The organism is Pseudomonas sp. NIBRBAC000502773, from assembly GCF_006517195.1.
In the GTDB taxonomy this organism is placed as follows: Bacteria; Pseudomonadota; Gammaproteobacteria; order Pseudomonadales; family Pseudomonadaceae; genus Aquipseudomonas; species Aquipseudomonas marginalis.
The window spans coordinates 1,762,341-1,781,656 of the sequence record NZ_CP041189.1 but is presented as its reverse complement, the minus strand read 5'-3'; the positions used below and the strand labels follow the sequence as shown (position 1 = coordinate 1,781,656).

The following is a 19,316-nucleotide window of genomic DNA, read 5'->3' as shown; positions in this document are numbered from 1 at the left end:
AGAGTGCTGTGTCGCGTAGACGCGTCGTAGTCACCGGTATGGGTATGTTGTCGCCACTGGGTACGGATGTGCCGAGCAGTTGGCAGGGCATTCTGGCTGGCCGCAGTGGTATTGGTCTGATCGAACACACGGACCTTTCTGCCTATTCCACCCGTTTTGGCGGCTCGGTAAAGGGGTTCAATGTCGAGGAATATCTCTCAATCAAAGAGTCCCGCAAGCTCGACCTGTTCATTCAATACGGCCTGGCAGCCGGTTTCCAGGCAGTGCGTAACGCTGGCCTGGAAGTGACCGACGCTAACCGTGAGCGCATCGGCGTGGCCATGGGTTCGGGTATTGGCGGTTTGACCAATATCGAAGAAACCAGCCGCACGCTGCATGATTCCGGCCCTCGTCGAATTTCACCGTTCTTCGTGCCTGGCTCGATCATCAATATGATTTCCGGTTTCCTGTCCATCCACTTGGGGGCGCAGGGGCCTAACTACGCGATTGCTACGGCGTGCACCACGGGGACCCACTGCATCGGCATGGCGGCGCGTAACATCGCCTATGACGAAGCCGACGTGATGATTGCCGGTGGTGCTGAAATGGCTGCCTGTGGCCTGGGAATGGGCGGCTTTGGCGCCTCCCGTGCTCTGTCGACCCGCAATGACGAGCCGACCCGTGCCAGCCGTCCGTGGGACAAGGGCCGTGACGGCTTTGTACTGGCCGACGGCGCCGGTGCCCTGGTGCTCGAAGAGTTGGAGCACGCCAAGGCGCGTGGTGCAACCATCTATGCCGAGTTGATCGGGTTTGGCATGAGCGGCGACGCCTATCACATGACCTCGCCACCGTCCGACGGTGCCGGCGCTGCAAGGTGCATCACCAATGCCTTGCGCGATGCCAGGGTCAATGCAGACCAAGTGCAGTACATCAACGCCCATGGCACCTCGACCCCGACGGGCGACCTGGCGGAAGCCGAAGCCATCAAGTCGGTGTTCGGCGAGCACGCCTACAAGCTGGCGGTCAGCTCCACCAAGTCCATGACCGGCCACCTCTTGGGTGCGGCGGGCGCGGTAGAAGCGATCTTCAGCGTGATGGCCATCAAGGATCAGGTCGCTCCGCCGACCATCAACCTCGATGAGCCGGACGAAGGCTGCGACCTGAACTTCGTGCCGCATGAGCCGCAACAGATGCCGATCGACGTTGCGATCTCCAACTCGTTCGGCTTCGGTGGCACCAACGGTTCCCTGGTGTTCCGCCGGTTCGCCGAGTGATGCACAGCTGGGTCGACGGTCAGCCAGCGGACAGCGTGCCCCTGAAAGATCGCGGCCTGGCTTACGGTGATGGCCTGTTCGAGACCATCGCCGTCAAGGCCGGGCAGCCCGTGCTGCTTGACCGTCACCTGCAGCGCCTGGATGAGGGCTGCAGGCGCCTCGCTTTCGTTGTGGATCAGACGTTGGTCCGCAGCGAAGTGCAGGCCTATGCCGCCGCTCTCGGCGACGGTGTCCTCAAGCTGATCCTCACCCGTGGCGACAGCCTGCGCGGTTATGGCATCAACCCCGAGGCCCCGGTGCGTCGTATCTTGCAGGGCAATCCGCCTGCGACCTATCCCCAGACCCATGGAACCGACGGTGTTCGTCTGTTTGCGTGCGCCACCCGCCTGGCCGAGCAGCCGCTGCTGGCCGGTCTCAAGCACCTCAATCGCCTCGAGCAGGTGATCGCCCGTGCGGAATGGCAGGATGCCGAACATGCCGAAGGGTTGATGCTGGATGTGTCCGGGCGTGTCATCGAAGGCGTATTCAGCAACCTGTTCCTGGTAAGTAATGGCTTGTTACTAACCGCCGATCTGAATCGTTGCGGCGTTGCAGGCGTCATGCGCGCCGAGATTCTGGCTCAGGCGAGCGCCCTGGGCATCCCGGTGGCCGTGGCTGACATTAGCCTCGAGCAATTGCGGGAGGCCGACGAAGTCTTTGTGTGCAACAGCGTTTATGGCATTTGGCCGGTGCGTGGGTGCGCTGCGATGAGCTGGTCGGTTGGGCCGCTCACCCGTAAACTGCAGGGCATTGTTCGCGCGCTATTGGATATTTGAGTTGATACGAAAACTGGTTGTACTGCTGCTGATCGGTCTGTTCTCGGCGGCTTTGCTGTTGGGGTTTTCCGCGTGGAAATATGACGCTGCCTTGAAGCAGCCGTTGAATCTGACCCAGGAGCAATTGCTCGATGTGCCGGCAGGGGCCACCCCCACCGGCACCTTCAATCGTCTGGAGGCGGATGGCGTGCTCGACGGCGCGTTCTGGCTACGCCTGTATTGGCGCTTCAACCTCGACGGCCAACCGCTGCACAGCGGTGAATACCGCATGACCCCGGGCATGACCGCCGAAGGCCTGATCGGCCTGTGGCAGCGCGGCGAGGTGGTGCAATACAGCCTGACGCTGGTGGAGGGCTGGAATTTCCGCCAGGTGCGTTCGGCCCTGGCCAAGCATGAAAAGATCGTGCAGACCCTGGCGGGCCTGAGTGACAGCGAAGTGATGGACAAGCTCGGCCATCCTGGCGTGTTCCCCGAAGGTCGGTTCTTCCCGGATACCTACCGCTTCGTGCGCGGCATGACCGACGTCGAGTTCCTGAAGAAAGCCTATAACCGCCTGGATGATGTCCTCGCCCAGGAGTGGAGCAAGCGTGCTGCCGACGCGCCCTATACCGACCCCTATCAAGCCTTGATCATGGCCTCCCTGGTGGAGAAAGAGACCGGTGTGCCGGAAGAGCGTGGGCAGATTGCCGGTGTGTTCGTACGCCGTCTGAAGATCGGCATGCTGCTGCAGACCGACCCCACCGTGATCTACGGCCTGGGTGAGCGCTACAACGGCAAGTTGACCCGTGCACACCTCAAGGAAGCCAACCCCTATAACACCTACATGGTGGCCGGCCTGCCGCCGACACCCATCGCCATGGTCGGCCGCGAGGCGATCCATGCCGCGTTGAACCCGGTGCCGGGCAGCAGCCTGTATTTCGTCGCCCGTGGCGACGGCAGCCATATTTTCTCCGATGACCTGGGTGCGCATAATGCCGCTGTGCGTGAGTTCCAGCTCAAGCGCCGTGCCGATTACCGCTCAAGCCCGGCACCGCTGGTAAAACCGCCGGAAGACCTGGCGCCGCCTGCTGATGCACCCGCCGAGCCCGCGCCGGATGACGCCGCGCCGCAAAGCCCGCAATGACTCTGACTAAGGACTGCCTGTGACTGGCTTGTTTATTACCCTGGAAGGCCCCGAAGGCGCCGGCAAAAGCACCAACCGCGATTACCTGGCCGGCCGCTTGCGGGCTGAAGGTGTCGAGGTGGTGTTGACCCGTGAGCCCGGCGGTACACCCCTGGCCGAGCGCATCCGTGACGTGTTGCTGGCCCCAGGCGAAGAGCAGATGAACCCGGACACCGAGCTGTTGCTGGTGTTCGCTGCCCGTGCCCAACACCTGGCCGAGGTGATTCGTCCGGCCCTGGCCCGTGGTGCCGTGGTGATCTGCGACCGTTTTACCGACTCCACGTATGCCTACCAGGGCGGCGGCCGGGGGTTGTCCCTGGCGCGTATCGCCACCTTGGAAACCTTTGTGCAGGGTGATCTACGTCCCGACCTGACCCTGTTGTTCGACCTGCCGGTGGCAGTGGGCATGGCCCGTGCCAGTGCCCGCGGGCGTCTCGACCGTTTCGAACTGGAAGGCCAGGGTTTTTTCGATGCTGTGCGCAGCGCGTTTCTCAAGCGCGCCCAGGCTGAACCGGCGCGCTACCACCTGCTGGACGCGGCCCAGCCGTTGACGCAGGTGCAGCAGGCCATCGACGCCCTGTTACCCAAGCTGTTGGAGCGCGCCCGTGGCTGAAGCCTACCCGTGGCAGGACAGTCTCTGGCAGCAGTTGGCCGGCCGTGCCCAGCACGCCCACGCCTATCTGCTGCATGGGCCGGCCGGGATTGGTAAGCGCGATCTGGCTGAGCGACTCATGGCCAGCCTGCTGTGCCAGCGCCCGGTCAACCTTGAAGCTTGCGGCGCGTGCAAATCCTGCCTGTTGCTCAAGGCCGGCAGCCACCCGGACAACTACCTGCTCGAACCCGAGGAAGCCGACAAGGCGATCAAGGTCGACCAGGTGCGTGACCTTGTCAGCTTCGTGGTGCAGACCGCGCAGATGGGTGGGCGCAAGGTGGTGTTGATCGAGCCGGTGGAGGCGATGAACATCAACGCCGCCAACGCTTTGCTCAAGAGCCTGGAAGAACCCTCCGGCGACACAGTGCTGTTGCTGGTGAGCCACCAGTCCAGCCGCTTGTTGCCGACCATTCGCAGCCGGTGCGTACAGCAGGCCTGCCCGCTGCCGAGCGAGGCCATGAGCCTGGAATGGCTGGCGAAGGCGCTGCCGGATTGCTCCGCAGAGGAGCGGATCGAGTTGCTGACCCTGGCGGCCGGTTCCCCGCTGGCGGCCGTCAAGCTGCAAGCCCAAGGTGTGCGTGAGCAACGCGCCCTGGTTGTGGATGGGGTGAAAAAACTGCTCAAGCAAGAGCTGTCCGCCACCCAGTTGGCTGAAAGCGCCTGGAAGGACATTCCCTTGCTGCTGCTGTTCGACTGGTTCTGTGATTGGTCGAGCCTGATCCTGCGCTACCAGTTGACCCAGGATGAAAACGGCCTGGGCCTGCCGGACATGCGCAAGGTGGTGCAATACCTCGCGCAGAAAAGTGCCCAGAACAAGGTGCTGTCTATCCAGGACTGGATCCTCGCCCAGCGCCAGAAGGTGCTCGGCAAGGCCAACCTCAACCGCGTGCTGTTGCTTGAAGCGCTGCTGGTGCAGTGGGTCGGCTTGCTCGGCCGGCGTTAATTTCCGTGGCCGACGGGTGTATCGTTGGCCAGACACTTTCCGTGACCTAAGTCGTAATTTCCTATGCTTGTAGATTCCCATTGCCACCTTGATCGCCTTGACCTCGCCCAGCACGGCGGCTCCCTGGATGCTGCCCTCGACGCTGCACGCCAGCGTGGGGTAGGGCATTTCCTGTGCATTGGCGTCAGCGCCGACAATGCTGCCGACGTCAAAGCCCTGGCCGAGCGTTATGCCGATGTGGATTGCTCGGTGGGTATCCACCCGCTGGACCTCAAGCCCGGCGAAGCCCCGGCCCTCGACTGGCTGCTGGGCGAACTCAATCACCCGCGCGTGGTGGCCATTGGCGAAACCGGCCTGGACTACCATTACGAGCCGGAAGCCGCCGAGTTGCAGCAGGCCTCGTTTCGCCTGCACTTACAGGCCGCCGGGCAAACCGGCAAGCCGGTGATCGTCCACACCCGTGGCGCCCGTGCCGACACCCTGACCCTGTTGCGCGAAGCCGCGTTGCCCCAGGCCGGCGTGTTGCATTGCTTTACCGAGGATTGGGACATGGCCAGGGCCGCACTCGACCTGGGGTTCTATATTTCCCTGTCGGGCATTGTCACTTTCCGCAATGCCGATGCCCTGCGCGACGTGGCGCGCCAAGTGCCAGCCGACCGCCTGCTGGTGGAAACCGACTCGCCGTACCTGGCGCCGATTCCCCATCGTGGCAAACCGAACCTGCCTGAATATGTACGGGATGTGGCGGATTACCTGGCCATGCTGCGCGGTGAGTCCTATGAGCGCTTTGCCGAGCAGACCACCGAGAACTTCAAGCGCCTGTTCCCGCTGGCCCACGTTGCTGCATGACAGGACTGAATCGCAGGCAAAAAAAACCCGGGTTCTGGGGGGTGAATCCGGGTTAAGACCATTAGGAGTAAAACAAGGGCACACAGTCCGTCGGTACCCAGGTCGGCGCTTCACTTGGGGAGATGTCACGCCGACAGTTCAAGTATTGATCAGTATCTGATTCAGTCCAGTCGCGACTGATCGTTTTTTAAACAGATTTGGAATACATGCGCTTCGCTTGAGTTCTCATTGGGCGGGTGCACGGGTGCAGTTGTTGCGTATTATTTCTGACTGATAGGCATGAAAACGTTGGCGCCTTGAAAGTAAAGTGCAGGGCGGGTTCACATAGACGTTGCCCAACGACCGTTCAGTCGGGATAATCCCTCGCACTGGGTAAATCGTATCGCCATGTATTCGTGGCCCTGCGCAGCCCTCCCTATTCCGACCTTTGCAGACCTCTTCCTCATGCACAAAGAACCCCGTAAGGTCCGTGAGTTTCGCCGCCGTGAGCAGGAAATTCTCGACACCGCACTCAAGTTGTTCCTCGAACAAGGCGAAGACAGCGTCACCGTCGAGATGATCGCGGATGCCGTGGGTATCGGCAAAGGCACGATCTACAAACACTTCAAGTCCAAGGCCGAGATCTACCTGCGCCTGATGCTCGACTATGAGCGCGACTTGAACGAGCTGCTGCATTCGGCCGATGTCGACAAGGACAAGGAAGCGCTGTCCCGCGCCTACTTCGAGTTCCGCATGCGCGACCCGCAGCGCTACCGCCTGTTCGACCGCCTGGAAGAGAAAGTGGTCAAGGGCCATCAAGTGCCGGAGATGGTCGAGGAGTTGCACAAGATTCGCGCCTCGAACTTCGAGCGCCTGACCCTGCTGATCAAGGGCCGCATCAGCGAAGGCAAGCTTGAAGACGTACCGCCGTACTTCCACTACTGCGCCGCCTGGGCCTTGGTGCACGGCGCCGTGGCGCTGTACCACTCGCCGTTCTGGAGCAATGTGCTGGAAGACCAGGAAGGTTTCTTCCAGTTCCTGATGGATATCGGTGTGCGCATGGGCAACAAGCGCAAGCACAGCTCCGAGCCGGCACTGGTTGAAGCGGCCCCCGTCGAAACCCCGGCCACGTAATGATTTACTGCCAGGCGCAGTAACCCAGGAATATACTCAGGCAAGGATCTTGCTAAAAGCTGATTTATCAGTCAGTTTTTAGCGCGCCCGAATCATCCTCTGCCGGAGTGATCCATGATCGTTGATCGTCAAGGCAGGCGTTTTCGCAATTTGCGGATCAGCCTGACCTCAGCCTGCAATTACGCGTGTACCTACTGCGTGCCGAACGGCAAGCGGCTGGTGGCTGCCCAGGACGAACTCTCGGCCGAGGCCATGGCCCGTGGCGTGGCCTACCTGATCGAGGCGGCGGGCATCGACCGCTTACGTATCACCGGCGGCGAACCGCTGGTCAGCCCCAAGCTGGAAGCCTTCATGGGCGCGGTGGGCGGCATGGGCCTCAGCGACATCAGCCTGACCACCAACGGCCAGTTGCTGGCGCGCAAACTGCCGCTGCTGGTGGATGCCGGGATTCGGCGTATCAATGTTTCTCTCGACACCCTGGATGCCGATGCCTTTCGCAGCATCGCCCGTGGCGGCGACCTGGCCACCGTGCTCGATGGCATGGACCAGGCGCGTGCTGCCGGGATCAAGATCAAGGTCAATATGGTGCCGTTGCGCGGCCAGAACCTCGACCAGGTGATGCCGCTGCTCGATTACTGCCTGGAGCGTGGCTACGAGCTGCGTTTTATCGAGTTGATGCGCATGGGCCACCTGGCCAAGGACTCCAATGCATTCCTGCAGCAGTTCGTCAGCCTGCAACAACTGCTCGGCCTGATCGGCGAACACCATGAATACCTGCAAGCCAACGCTCCCGTGGACGCCACGGCGGTACGCTACGAGGTGCCGGGCAAAGGCTTCTTTGGCGTGATCGCCAACGAAAGCGTACCGTTCTGCCGCACCTGTTCACGGCTGCGCTTGTCGTCGACCGGCTGGCTGCATGGCTGCCTGTCGTCGAGCAACCGTCACTATGTCGGCGACCTGTTGGACAAGCCTCGCCACCAGGCGCTGCCGGCCCTGCAAGGCCTGCTGATGAAGGCCTTGGGAGACAAGCAGGAAGTGGCTTTCTCCGGCGGCGCGACGGTCATGAAGATCATCGGCGGATAATGCTTTCCCAAGATTAAACATCAGCCAATGTGGGAGGGCGCAAGCTCCCTCCCACATTTAGTTCTGCGTTGTTTCCAAATGGCGCGGATTCTGCATCTCGTGCCCATTCGCCGGTTTTCCGTCACCGGCTTCTGGAGGATTAGGATGCGTAGTCTGGTTTTGTTGCTGGCGTCGTTGACGCTGAGTGGTTGCATGACCGTCAGCGATATGGCCGAAGGCACCCGTTATCAGATGAGCGACGCCGGGTTGCTGGACCACAGCGACACTCGTCGGACTGCCTCGGTGCGCATACAGCCGGATTCCTTTGTCTTTATCGCCCAGGGTGCATTTGTACCGCCCGGCAGCGCCTACCCGCGGCCGAATGTGGTGGCCGAGGAAGCCTTCAACGGTTTCGTCGAATACTTTCCCATGGTGCGCCGCGCTCGTCAGCCGGAAGGCCTGGAGCAGGCGATGGCCGAGGCCCGTGCGGCGGGTGCCCACTACCTGCTGTACTGCCGCTTCGCCAAGGCCGATGACCGTATCGGCAACGCCGACGAATGGGCTGATCAAGAGGCGCTGGACCGGCTTGGCCTGGACAACGGGGTAATCCAGATCATGTTGATCGAGACCAGCACCCAGTATTTGATTGATACTGCACGTATACGCAGTCGTGGCGGTTTACTGACGTTCCACGACAACAAGCCAGAAGACCTGATTGCCCGCCCCTTGGCGCAGTACGCCCGAGGCCTGCTGGGCATGGGCGATCAGTAACACCAAGGAGAACACCATGACCGATTCCGCCAAGGCCAACGATCTGTTGGCTCAATTGCCCAAGGGCAAGGGACCGGCGCCGGTGCATCTGTGGAACCCGGATTTCTGCGGCAACATCGATATGCGCATCGCCCGTGACGGCACCTGGTTCTACCAGGGCACGCCGATCGGGCGTAAGCCGATGGTCAAGTTGTTCTCTACTATCATCCGCCGTGATGGCGATGATTACTTCCTGATCACCCCGGTGGAAAAAGTCGGTATCACCGTCGATGATGCGCCCTTTGTCGCGGTTACCCTCGACGTCGAAGGGCAGGGCGAAAGCCAGGTGCTGCGCTTCACCACCAACGTCGACGAACAGGTTGCAGCCGATATCGAGCATCCACTGCGGGTGGTGATCGACCCCGTCACCCAGGAACCGTCCCCCTATCTGCGGGTGCGTACCAACCTCGAAGCCCTGGTGCATCGCAATGTGTTCTATCAATTGGTGGAGTTGGCAGTGAGCCGCCCGATCAATGGTCAGAACTGGCTTGGCGTATGGAGCGGCGGCGAGTTTTTCCGTATTGGCCTGGAGCCGTGAAGCCGGTTTTTTCATCTCCCTGAAATAATTCCCTTGCTGCAAACGGGCGCTTTCGGTTATCAATTTGTACATGATTAGACATGTTCGATTTGATAAGAAAAAACGCGTCGTCGACGAGCTCATCCGCCGTATCGAGGGTGGGGTGATGGCCGACGGTTTCCTGTTGCCGGGCGAGCATCAACTGGCTGAAGAGTTTGCGGTCAGCCGGGGCACGCTGCGTGAAGCCCTCGCCGAACTCAAAAGGCGCAATTACATCGCGACCCAGAGCGGCGTGGGCTCCATCGTCACATTTGATGGCATCGCGCTGGATCAAACAAGCGGTTGGGCCCAGGCCCTGGCGGACACCGGGGCCTTGGTGACCACCGATATTCTGCGCCTGGAAGCAGTGACGCGCGCCGATCTGTTCAGTCGCTTCGGCACCGACCAATTTATCGCCCTCGACCGCCGTCGCCGCACGACTGATGGCACTGCCGTTTCCCTTGAGCGCTCGCTGATGCCCGCGTCCGGTGGCCTGGAAAGCCTGCCGCGCGTTGGGCTGATCGACAATTCCCTGACCATCACCCTGGCAGCCTACGGTTACGTCGGTGCCGAAGGTGACCAATGGATCGGCGCCGAGCCCCTCAGCGATGAAGACGCCGAGCTGCTTGGCCGACCTGCCGGTACCGTGTTTCTCAAGGCCTCACGCACCACCTACGATCGTCGTGAGCGCTTCATGGAGTACGTCGAAAGCCTGCTCGACCCTCTGCACTTTCGCCTGCACCTGCAGTTTGGATCTTCGAAATGACCCTGAATACCCGCGCCCTCGGCGCTTTCTACGGCCTGGCGTTGGGCGATGCCCTGGGCATGCCCACCCAATCCCTGAGCCGTGAGCAAGTGCAACAGCGCTTTGGTGCCATTACCGGCCTGGAAGATGCCGACGCCGACCAACCCATCGCGCCCAATATGCCGGCGGGCTCCATCACCGATGACACCGAGCAAGCGATCCTGGTGGGTGAGTTGCTGGTCGAGGGCCAAGGCAAGATCGACCCCGCCGTGCTCGCCCGGCGCCTGATCGATTGGGAAGCGGTGATGCGCGCCAAGGGCTCCCAGGATCTACTCGGCCCGTCGACCAAGCGTGCAATCGACATGATCCTCAACGGCCATACCCCGGAAGAATCCGGGCGCTACGGCACCACCAATGGTGCCGCCATGCGCATCACGCCCGTGGGGATCGCCGCCAATGTCAGCGACCCGGCGCGATTTATCCAGGCGGTGATCCAGGCCTGCCAGGTCACCCACAACACCACCCTGGGCATCTCCAGCGCAGCGGCAGTGGCGGCGGTGGTGTCCGCAGGCATCAACGGTGTGGACTTGGGTGAAGCCTTGAATATCGGCACCCAGGTGGCTCAACAGGCGGAAGGCCATGGCCATTGGATTGCCGGCGGGCGCATCTCCACCCGCATCAGTTGGGCGCGCACCCTGAGCGTCGGCAGCGGCGACACAGCCCTGTTCGCCGACCTGCTGTATGAATTGATCGGCACCTCCGTCGCCTCCCAGGAGTCGGTGGTGGTGTCGTTTGCCCTCGCCCAGCAAGTGGCGGTGGGGGCCATGAACGCGTTCGAAGCCCTTTGCCTGGCCGCCAGCCTGGGTGGCGATACCGACACGATTGCCGCGATGCTCGGCGCGATGCTCGGTGCCTGCCTCGGCCTGCAGTGCTGGCCCGAATCGATGATCGAACAAGTCAAGCAGGTCAACGGCCTCGATCTGCAGCCGTTGGTTCAAGGCTTGCTCGCATTGCGCTGAGTCAGGAAGACCGCGTATCCGCCACAACCACAACAATACAGGCACCAGGAGCACCACTCATGAGCAGCACTTCTTCCGGCCAAAGCGCCGGGCAATTGGAAACCCGCGGTATCGAACCGGTCCCTGAAGGCGAGTGCAACGGCCATCCACTGCAACTGTTCTGGGTGTGGTTCGCCGCCAATATCAGCATCCTCGGCCTGCCCCTCGGCGCCACCCTCGTGGCGTTTCGCGGCCTGGCCATCTGGCAGGCGATCATCGTCGCGATCCTCGGCACTGCCGGCTCGTTCGCCGTGGTGGGCATCATCTCTATCGCCGGCCGTCGCGGCCGTGCCCCCAGCCTGACCTTGTCCCGCGCCATCTTCGGCGTGCGCGGCAATATTGGTCCGACGCTGGTGTCGTTGATGTCGCGCCTGGGCTGGGAAACCGTCAACACCACCACGGCTGCCTTCGTGTTGCTGTCGTTGTGTTCGATTCTGTTCGGCTCTGCGGTGGAAGCGAAAAGCGCACCGGTCCTCACCCTGATCTTCATCGGCATTTTCGTGTTGCTGACCTTGGCCGTTTCGGGCCTCGGCCACGCCACCTTGCTGGTGATCCAGAAGTGGGCCACCTACGTGTTCGGCGCGTTGAATATCCTGGTGGGCGGTTTCCTCTGTGCCACCATCGACTGGAGCGCGGTGTTCAACGCCACCCCGGCTCCCCTGAGCGCGATGATCATCGGCGTCGGCACCATGGCCGCCGGTACCGGTATCGGCTGGGCCAACGCCGGTGCCGACATGTCGCGCTACCAGCACCGCAGCGTCACCGCCGTGCGCCTGGTGGCGTCGGCGGCATTTGGTGCAGGCATTCCGCTGGTGTTGCTGATTACCCTTGGCGGCCTGCTGTCGGTCGGCAACAACGACCTGGCCGCGGCCACTGACCCGATCATCGCGATCCGCGACATGCTGCCCACCTGGATGGCGGTGCCGTACCTGATCACCGCGTTTGGCGGGCTGCTGCTGTCGAACAACCTGTCGGTGTATTCGGCCGGCCTCACCACCTTGACCCTTGGCCTGAAGGTCAAGCGCGTGCATGCGGTGATCGTCGACATCGTGGCGATCTTCGCCGGTTCCATCTACTTCATGCTGATCGCCGACAGTTTCTACGGCCCGTTCATCACCTTCATCTCGTTGCTGGCGGTGCCGATCACCGCGTGGGTAGGGATCTTCGTGGTCGACCTGATCCATCGTCACTACTACAGCCCCAAGGACCTGCTGGACGTGAGCCCGAGCAGCGCCTACTGGTATCGCGGCGGTGTGGAATGGCGTGCCTTCGGCGCCTGGGCCGTGGCCATCGTGCTGGGTTTCAGCTTCACCACCATCGGCACCACTGCCGAGAACATCTGGTTCGCCGGGCCGTTGTCCGACTCCTGGCTCGGCCACAATGGCCTGGGCTGGATCGTCACTTTTCTGGTTGCCGGTGGGATTTATGCGGTACTGGGCGGCGCGGCTGACCGTCGTCCGGCGTTGGTAGAGAGCCCTAATGTCTAGATTGCTGCACACCGGCCAGGTCATCGTCGACCTGGTCATGGCCCTCGACACCTTGCCCGCGACCGGCGGCGACGTGCTGGCCAAGTCCGCCAGCTTCGAAGCCGGCGGGGGCTTCAATGTGATGGCGGCGGCGCGGCGAAATGGCTTGCCAGTGGTCTATCTGGGCCGTCACGGCACTGGCCGCTTCGGCGACCTGGCCCGCGCGGCGATGCAGGCCGAGGGCATTGACATGGCCCTGGCAGCCAGCAGCGCAAAGGACACTGGTTTGTGTGTGTCCCTGACCGAAGCCACTACCGAGCGCACGTTCATTTCCCATATCGGCGTCGAGGGTGAACTCAGCCAGGAGGATTTGACCGCCGTCGCACCGCGCGCCGACGACTACGTCTATGTCAGTGGCTACAGCCTGCTCCTGGAAGGCAAGGCCCAGGCGCTGATCGACTGGCTGCTGGCACTGCCCCGGGAAGTCGTGGTGGTGTTCGATCCGGGGCCGCTGGTCAAAGCGCCGGATTCGGCCTTGATGGGTGCGCTGTTGCCACGTATCGATATCTGGACCAGCAATGGTCCTGAAGCCTTGGCGTTTACCGGCGCGGCGGACATCGTTGCAGCGTTGCCGGCGCTCAGCCAGCACCTGCCCGCCGAGACGCTGCTGGTGGTGCGGGACGGGCCGAATGGCTGCTGGGTGGGGCGTGCGGGTCAGATCGAGCATGTGCCCGGCTTCAAGGTGCAGGCGGTGGACAGCAATGGGGCGGGGGATGCGCATGCAGGAGTGTTTATTGCGGGGTTGGCGGCGGGTTTGAAACCAGCGGCGGCAGCACTGCGGGCGAATGCAGCGGCAGCCTTGGCGGTGACGCGTTGGGGGCCGGCAACTTCCCCAGGCAGCGCCGAAGTCGACGTATTACTCACCGAATAAGCGCGGAAAAAATGTGGGAGGGGGCCTCCCACATTGGGTTTTGCATGAGGGCTACTGGCGCGTTTCACCTTCGAGCTTGCGCGCTTCATCCACACCTGACGCCGTCAACTTGATCGGCAGATTCAGCGAGTATTCACCGGCGTCGTCGGTGGTCACATGCCCATCCTTGATCAACCCGCGGTCCTGCAGAAATGCCAACGCACTGGCGACCACTTTCTCTCCGCGGTAGTTATCCAGCACCTCCTTGCCCAGCCCCTGGGGATGGGCGTGCAGCAGGCGGGTGAGGACTTCTTTTTCAAGGTCTTTATCGACGTTCATGCGTACCTCTTCATTGGGGAATGATCGGGTGTTGCGATTGTGTGTGAAGCGTTAAGGCGCAGGCTGTTTCGGCGCGCCCGGCAGGTTCGAGTCATCGCCTTTATTGATCTTCGGCTCATTCACCGAAGGGCCCATTTTGCCGTTGCCGACGGCCGCTGGTGCCTGGCGTTGGGTGTCGTGACCCTGGGTATGCGGGTCTGCCCCATTGGTGTTATCGATGACCGCACCGCCGTTGGTGTCCAGGCCGGTGCCCATGGATTTTTGCGATTCGCTGGTGGCGTCCGGGTTGGTAGGACCGGTGGACGACGTGGCAGCGAAACCACTCAACGAAACCGAAGACAACAGGCCAGCAAATGCGAGGGCGGCAAACTTGGAATGCTTCATGAGGGTGTCTCCATATGATTGATGTCCTTACCCTCTATTGGTCAGTTGTGCCTTGATGATCGTGCCTGGGTGGCGACGAACGGTGCCGTGGCACCTGTAAGATTTTGTGTGTCGGCTGCCTGGCTTTCCGGAAATTGCACTGCAATCAGTCATCAAAGCGCCTTAGTATGTGTGCTTTGAAATTGCCCAAGGCTCGCCCATGACCATCGAGATTCGCCCCGCCGTGCCCAGCGATGCTGCGCAGATCCTGACTTTCATCACTGAGTTGGCCGAGTACGAGAAAGCCCGGCATGAAGTGATCGCCAGCGTGGTGGATATCCAGCGCAGCCTGTTCAGCGAGGGCGCCACGGCCCATGGCCTTATCTGCTCGCGGGATGGTTTGCCGATTGGGTTTGCGGTGTTCTTTTTCAGCTATTCCACGTGGCTGGGCAGCAACTGCCTTTACCTCGAAGACCTGTACATCAACCCCGAACAACGTGGCGGCGGGGCGGGCAAGAAGCTGTTGCGCCACTTGGCGAAGATTGCCTTTGATAATGGTTGCGCGCGCTTCGAGTGGAGCGTACTGGACTGGAACGAGCCGGCGATTGCCTTTTACAAATCCATCGGTGCACAGCCGCAGGAGGAGTGGGTGCGCTATCGCATGGAAGGTGATGCGCTGCGGGACTTTGCCCTCGGCTGAAGCCACCGTTTTGAAAGCACTGTAGATCAAATGTGGGAGGCGGCTTGCTCCCACATTATTTTTTGATTTTGCTCACTATATGGGATGCAAATTTATATATTGAGATATTTCAAATGATGGGTTTATAGTCGTCTGCAATCAGCACTCACTGCCAAAAATAAAACAGGTGACGCGATGCAGGCCCAACCGTTGTCATTACCCGCTGTGCCCGAGCCAACCTACGGCGAGCGCCTGAAGAACAAGGTGGTGATCATCACCGGCGCCGCCCAGGGGATTGGTGAGGCGATCGTCGCGTGTTTCCAGGCCCAGCAGGCGCGCCTGGTGATCGCTGATATCCAGGGCGACAAGGTCGAGAAAGTCGCTGCCCACTGGCGCGAACGCGGCGCCGAGATCTACGCCCAACCCGTCGATATCACCTGCAAAGCGCAATGGCTGGCGCTAGTCAATGTGGCCATTGAGCGCTTCGGCCGGGTAGATGTGCTGGTCAACTGCGCTGGGGTCAACGTGTTCCGCGACCCGTTGGAGATGAGCGACGAAGACTGGCGCCGTTGCTTCGCCATTGACCTCGACGGCGCCTGGTATGGCTGCCGCACGGTGTTGCCGCACATGCTCGAGCAGGGCATCGGCAACATCATCAATATCGCCTCCACCCATTCCAGCCACATCATTCCCGGCTGTTTCCCTTACCCGGTGGCCAAGCATGGCCTGCTCGGGCTCACCCGCGCCCTGGGTATCGAATACGCGTCCAAGGGCATCCGCGTGAATGCCATCGCTCCTGGCTATATCGAGACCCAGCTCAACGTCGACTACTGGAACGGTTTCCCCGACCCCCACGCCGAACGCCAGCGTGCGTTCGACATGCACCCGCCCAAGCGCATCGGCCAGCCCATCGAGGTGGCGATGACGGCGCTGTTCCTGGCGACCGACGAGGCGCCCTTTATCAATGCCACCTGCCTGATGATCGATGGCGGGCGGTCGGTGATGTACCACGACTAGAACTTGCCACTCCCAATAACAACAAGAGGTGCCGTTCATGAAAAAAGCAATACGCGTACTGGCAGCTGCCGCCGTGCTCAGTGGCCTCAGTACTTTCGCATTTGCCGAGGAAGTGAAGATCGGCTTCCTAGTCAAACAGGCCGAGGAACCGTGGTTCCAGACCGAATGGGCCTTTGCCGAAAAAGCCGGCAAGGAACATGGCTTTACCGTGATCAAGATCGCTGTGCCCGATGGCGAGAAAACCCTCTCGGCCATCGACAGCCTGGCCGCCAACGGCGCCAAGGGCTTTGTGATCTGCCCGCCGGACGTGTCCCTGGGCCCGGCCATCGTCGCCAAGGCCAAGGCCAACGGCTTGAAAGTGATTGCCGTGGATGACCGTTTTGTCGATGCCAAGGGCAACTTCATGGAGGACGTGCCGTACCTGGGCATGGCCGCGTTTGAAGTGGGCCAGAAACAGGGCGCGGCCATGGCTGCCGAGGCGAAAAAACGCGGTTGGGACTGGAAGGACACCTACGCGGTGATCAACACCTTCAATGAACTCGACACCGGCAAGAAACGCACCGACGGCTCGATCAAATCCCTCGAAGAAGCCGGCATCCCTAAAGACCACATCCTCACCGCCGCACTGAAAACCCTCGACGTCCCCGGCAGTATGGACGCCACCAACTCGGCCCTGGTCAAGCTGCCCAGCGGTGCGAAAAACCTGATCATCGGCGGTATGAACGACAACACCGTGCTCGGCGGCGTGCGCGCCACCGAAAGCGCCGGTTTCGCTGCGGCCAATGTGATCGGTATCGGTATCAATGGCACCGACGCCATCGGCGAATTGAAGAAGGCCAACAGCGGCTTCTTCGGCTCGATGCTGCCAAGCCCGCACATCGAGGGCTACAACACTGCGTTGATGATGTACGAGTGGGTCACCAAGGGCACCGAGCCGCCTAAATACACGGCCATGGATGAAGTGACCCTGATCACCCGCGCCAACTTCCAGGAAGAACTGACCAAGATCGGGCTGTGGAAATGACGGCGGCGGCCCTGCGTTTTGACGCTATCGGCAAGACCTTTCCCGGGGTCAAGGCGCTGGACGGCATCAGCTTCACCGCCCACCCGGGGCAGGTGCACGCCTTGATGGGCGAGAACGGCGCGGGCAAGTCGACGCTGCTGAAGATATTGGGCGGTGCCTATATCCCCAGCAGCGGCAGCGTGCAGATCGGCGCGCAGACCATGGCGTTCAAGTGCGCCGCCGACAGCATCGCCAGCGGCGTCGCGGTGATCCACCAGGAGCTGCACCTGGTGCCGGAAATGACCGTCGCCGAAAACCTGTTCCTCGGGCATTTGCCCGCGCGCTTCGGCGTGGTCAACCGGGGCCTGCTGCGCAAGCAGGCCCTGGCCTGTCTCAAGGGCCTGGCGGATGAAATCGACCCCGAGGAAAAACTCGGCCGCCTGTCCCTGGGCCAGCGCCAACTGGTGGAAATCGCCAAGGCGCTGTCCCGTGGCGCCCATGTGATTGCCTTCGACGAACCCACCAGCAGCCTGTCGGCGCGGGAGATCGACCGCTTGATGGCGATCATCACGCGCCTGCGGGACGAGGGCAAAGTGGTGCTCTATGTGTCGCACCGCATGGAAGAAGTGTTCCGCATCTGCAACGCGGTCACGGTGTTCAAGGACGGCCGCTACGTGCGCACCTTCGATGACATGAGCGCGCTGACCCACGACCAGTTGGTGACCTGCATGGTCGGTCGCGACATCCAGGACATCTACGACTACCGCCCGCGCGAGCACGGCGAGGTGGCGCTCAAGGTCGACGGTTTGTTGGGGCCGGGTTTGCGTGAGCCGATCAGTTTTGAGGTGCGCAAGGGCGAGATTCTCGGCCTGTTCGGCTTGGTCGGGGCAGGGCGCACGGAGCTGTTCCGTTTGCTCAGCGGCTTGGAGCGCGCCAGCGCCGGCAGCCTTGAGTTATGTGGGGAGGCCCTGCAACTGCGCTCGCCCCGCGACGCCATCGCCGCCGGTGTACTGCTGTGCCCGGAAGATCGCAAGAAGGAAGGCATCATTCCGCTGTCCAGCGTCGCCGAGAACATCAATATCAGCGCCCGTGGCGCCCACTCTTCATTCGGCTGGTTGCTGCGCGAGGGCTGGGAGAAGGGCAATGCCGACCAGCAGATCAAGGCGATGAAGGTTAAAACCCCGACCGCCGCGCAAAAGATCATGTACCTGTCCGGCGGCAACCAGCAGAAAGCCATTCTTGGCCGCTGGCTGTCGATGCCGATGAAGGTCCTGCTGCTGGACGAGCCGACTCGCGGCATCGACATCGGCGCCAAGTCGGAGATCTACCAGATCATTCATAACCTGGCCGCCAGTGGCATTGCGGTGATTGTGGTGTCCAGCGACCTGATGGAAGTGATGGGCATCTCCGATCGCATCCTGGTGATGAGCGAAGGCGCGCTGACCGGCGAACTGAGCCGCGATCAAGCGGATGAAGCACGCCTGCTGCAACTGGCACTCCCGCGTTCGCGGGCTTGAAGAATAAGAGGGTGTAGGCATGTCTCAGGTAAAAACTGCAAAGGGCTTCTGGCCGGGTTTCAACCAGCGCAAGTTTCTCGATGACTGGGTGATGCTGTTGGCGGCATTGGGCATCTTTGTGCTCAGCGCGCTGTTTATCGACAACTTCCTCTCGCCGCTGAACATGCGTGGCCTGGGCCTGGCGATTTCCACCGTGGGCATCGCCGCCTGCACCATGCTGTTCTGCCTGGCGTCGGGGCACTTCGACCTGTCGGTGGGCTCGGTGATTGCCTGCGCCGGGGTGGTAGCGGGGATCGTGATTCGTGACACCGACAGCGTGGCGCTCGGTGTGTCCGCTGCATTGGTCATGGGGTTGGTGGTGGGGCTGATCAACGGCATTGTCATCGCCAAGCTGCGTATCAATGCGTTGATCGCGACGTTGGCGACCATGCAGATCGTGCGCGGCCTGGCCTATATCTTCTCCAACGGCAAGGCGGTGGGGGTGATGAACGAGGATTTCTTCGTGTTCGGCAACGGCCAACTGCTGGGCGTGCCGGTGCCGATCATCATCACCGTGCTGTGCTTTGTATTTTTTGGCTGGCTGCTCAACTACACCACCTATGGGCGCAACACCATGGCCATCGGCGGCAACCAGGAAGCCGCGTTGCTCGCCGGGGTGAACGTTGATCGCACCAAGATCATCATCTTTGCCGTGCACGGCCTGATCGGCGCGCTGGCCGGGGTGATCCTCGCTTCGCGCATGACCTCGGGCCAGCCGATGATCGGCCAGGGGTTCGAGCTGACGGTGATTTCCGCCTGCGTGCTGGGTGGGGTGTCGTTGAGCGGCGGCATCGGCATGATCCGCCATGTGATTGCCGGGGTGCTGATCCTGGCGATCATCGAGAACGCGATGAACCTGAAGAACATCGACACCTTCTACCAGTACGTGATTCGTGGTTCGATCCTGTTGCTGGCGGTCATCATCGACCGCATGAAGCAGCGCTAGATCGAACACCACCCACCTT

21 protein-coding genes are annotated in these 19,316 nt (G+C 61.6%); 19 read left to right on the top strand and 2 right to left on the bottom strand.

Going from position 1 to position 19,316, the window contains the following annotated elements:
• The first annotated feature begins 8 nt into the window (after window positions 1-8).
• The 14 genes from fabF to NIBR502773_RS08060 all read left to right on the top strand — a co-directional run bounded on the left by fabF (window position 9) and on the right by NIBR502773_RS08060 (window position 13,415).
• Entirely contained in the window at window positions 9-1,253 is a 1,245-nt protein-coding gene (gene fabF / locus NIBR502773_RS08125; RefSeq protein ID WP_141155811.1) for a beta-ketoacyl-ACP synthase II, read from the top strand.
• Entirely contained in the window at window positions 1,253-2,068 is an 816-nt protein-coding gene (gene pabC / locus NIBR502773_RS08120; protein ID WP_141155810.1) for an aminodeoxychorismate lyase, read from the top strand. The genes fabF and pabC overlap by 1 nt, the downstream gene beginning before the upstream one ends.
• A 1-nt stretch (window position 2,069) precedes the next feature.
• Window positions 2,070-3,191: an endolytic transglycosylase MltG gene (mltG, locus tag NIBR502773_RS08115; RefSeq protein WP_141155809.1), complete on the top strand. Its 1,122-nt coding sequence runs from the start codon at window positions 2,070-2,072 to the stop codon at window positions 3,189-3,191.
• 19 nt (window positions 3,192-3,210) lie between these two features.
• On the top strand, window positions 3,211-3,843 hold the full coding sequence (gene tmk / locus NIBR502773_RS08110) for a dTMP kinase (protein WP_027607811.1): 633 nt from the start codon (window positions 3,211-3,213) through the stop codon (window positions 3,841-3,843).
• Window positions 3,836-4,825 (top strand): DNA polymerase III subunit delta', encoded by a 990-nt coding sequence (locus tag NIBR502773_RS08105; RefSeq protein ID WP_141155808.1) that lies wholly within the window; start codon window positions 3,836-3,838, stop codon window positions 4,823-4,825. The genes tmk and NIBR502773_RS08105 overlap by 8 nt, the downstream gene beginning before the upstream one ends.
• Window positions 4,826-4,888: 63 nt before the next feature.
• Entirely contained in the window at window positions 4,889-5,674 is a 786-nt protein-coding gene (locus NIBR502773_RS08100; RefSeq protein ID WP_115489001.1) for a TatD family hydrolase, read from the top strand.
• 444 nt (window positions 5,675-6,118) lie between these two features.
• Entirely contained in the window at window positions 6,119-6,787 is a 669-nt protein-coding gene (locus NIBR502773_RS08095; RefSeq protein WP_027607814.1) for a TetR/AcrR family transcriptional regulator, read from the top strand.
• Between the two features lie 114 nt (window positions 6,788-6,901).
• Complete coding sequence (locus tag NIBR502773_RS08090; RefSeq protein WP_027607815.1) at window positions 6,902-7,870, top strand: GTP 3',8-cyclase MoaA; 969 nt, start codon at window positions 6,902-6,904, stop codon at window positions 7,868-7,870.
• Window positions 7,871-8,014: 144 nt separating this feature from the next.
• Window positions 8,015-8,620, top strand: coding sequence for a DUF4823 domain-containing protein (locus NIBR502773_RS08085; RefSeq protein WP_027607816.1), 606 nt, complete (start codon window positions 8,015-8,017; stop codon window positions 8,618-8,620).
• A gap of 16 nt (window positions 8,621-8,636) precedes the next feature.
• Window positions 8,637-9,197 carry a DUF1285 domain-containing protein gene (locus NIBR502773_RS08080; RefSeq protein ID WP_065939054.1) on the top strand — a complete coding sequence of 187 codons (561 nt, stop codon included), beginning with the start codon at window positions 8,637-8,639 and terminating at the stop codon, window positions 9,195-9,197.
• A 70-nt stretch (window positions 9,198-9,267) separates the two neighbouring features.
• Complete coding sequence (locus NIBR502773_RS08075; protein ID WP_115489003.1) at window positions 9,268-9,981, top strand: GntR family transcriptional regulator; 714 nt, start codon at window positions 9,268-9,270, stop codon at window positions 9,979-9,981.
• Window positions 9,978-10,979 carry an ADP-ribosylglycohydrolase family protein gene (locus tag NIBR502773_RS08070; protein WP_141155807.1) on the top strand — a complete coding sequence of 334 codons (1,002 nt, stop codon included), beginning with the start codon at window positions 9,978-9,980 and terminating at the stop codon, window positions 10,977-10,979. Before NIBR502773_RS08075 ends, NIBR502773_RS08070 begins: the two co-directional genes overlap by 4 nt.
• Window positions 10,980-11,038: 59 nt before the next feature.
• Window positions 11,039-12,505, top strand: a complete 1,467-nt coding sequence (locus NIBR502773_RS08065) for a cytosine permease (protein WP_141155806.1) — start codon at window positions 11,039-11,041, stop codon at window positions 12,503-12,505.
• A complete protein-coding gene (locus NIBR502773_RS08060; RefSeq protein ID WP_141155805.1) occupies window positions 12,498-13,415 on the top strand; it encodes a PfkB family carbohydrate kinase in 918 nt (305 codons plus the stop codon). Before NIBR502773_RS08065 ends, NIBR502773_RS08060 begins: the two co-directional genes overlap by 8 nt.
• A gap of 51 nt (window positions 13,416-13,466) precedes the next feature.
• Here the strand turns inward: NIBR502773_RS08060 and NIBR502773_RS08055 are convergent, their stop codons facing one another.
• A complete protein-coding gene (locus NIBR502773_RS08055; RefSeq protein ID WP_027607822.1) occupies window positions 13,467-13,733 on the bottom strand; it encodes a hypothetical protein in 267 nt (88 codons plus the stop codon).
• A gap of 51 nt (window positions 13,734-13,784) precedes the next feature.
• A complete protein-coding gene (locus tag NIBR502773_RS08050; protein WP_092490123.1) occupies window positions 13,785-14,117 on the bottom strand; it encodes a hypothetical protein in 333 nt (110 codons plus the stop codon).
• A gap of 199 nt (window positions 14,118-14,316) precedes the next feature.
• Between NIBR502773_RS08050 and NIBR502773_RS08045 the strand changes: the two genes are divergently transcribed.
• The 5 genes from NIBR502773_RS08045 to araH all read left to right on the top strand — a co-directional run bounded on the left by NIBR502773_RS08045 (window position 14,317) and on the right by araH (window position 19,297).
• Entirely contained in the window at window positions 14,317-14,796 is a 480-nt protein-coding gene (locus tag NIBR502773_RS08045) for a GNAT family N-acetyltransferase (RefSeq protein ID WP_027607824.1), read from the top strand.
• Between the two features lie 174 nt (window positions 14,797-14,970).
• Window positions 14,971-15,792 carry an SDR family oxidoreductase gene (locus NIBR502773_RS08040; RefSeq protein WP_141155804.1) on the top strand — a complete coding sequence of 274 codons (822 nt, stop codon included), beginning with the start codon at window positions 14,971-14,973 and terminating at the stop codon, window positions 15,790-15,792.
• Window positions 15,793-15,829: 37 nt separating this feature from the next.
• A complete protein-coding gene (locus NIBR502773_RS08035) occupies window positions 15,830-16,816 on the top strand; it encodes a substrate-binding domain-containing protein (RefSeq protein WP_065926341.1) in 987 nt (328 codons plus the stop codon).
• Complete coding sequence (gene araG, locus NIBR502773_RS08030; protein ID WP_141157833.1) at window positions 16,813-18,312, top strand: L-arabinose ABC transporter ATP-binding protein AraG; 1,500 nt, start codon at window positions 16,813-16,815, stop codon at window positions 18,310-18,312. Before NIBR502773_RS08035 ends, araG begins: the two co-directional genes overlap by 4 nt.
• A 19-nt stretch (window positions 18,313-18,331) precedes the next feature.
• Window positions 18,332-19,297 carry an L-arabinose ABC transporter permease AraH gene (gene araH / locus NIBR502773_RS08025; protein ID WP_092486876.1) on the top strand — a complete coding sequence of 322 codons (966 nt, stop codon included), beginning with the start codon at window positions 18,332-18,334 and terminating at the stop codon, window positions 19,295-19,297.
• Window positions 19,298-19,316 lie beyond the last annotated feature (19 nt).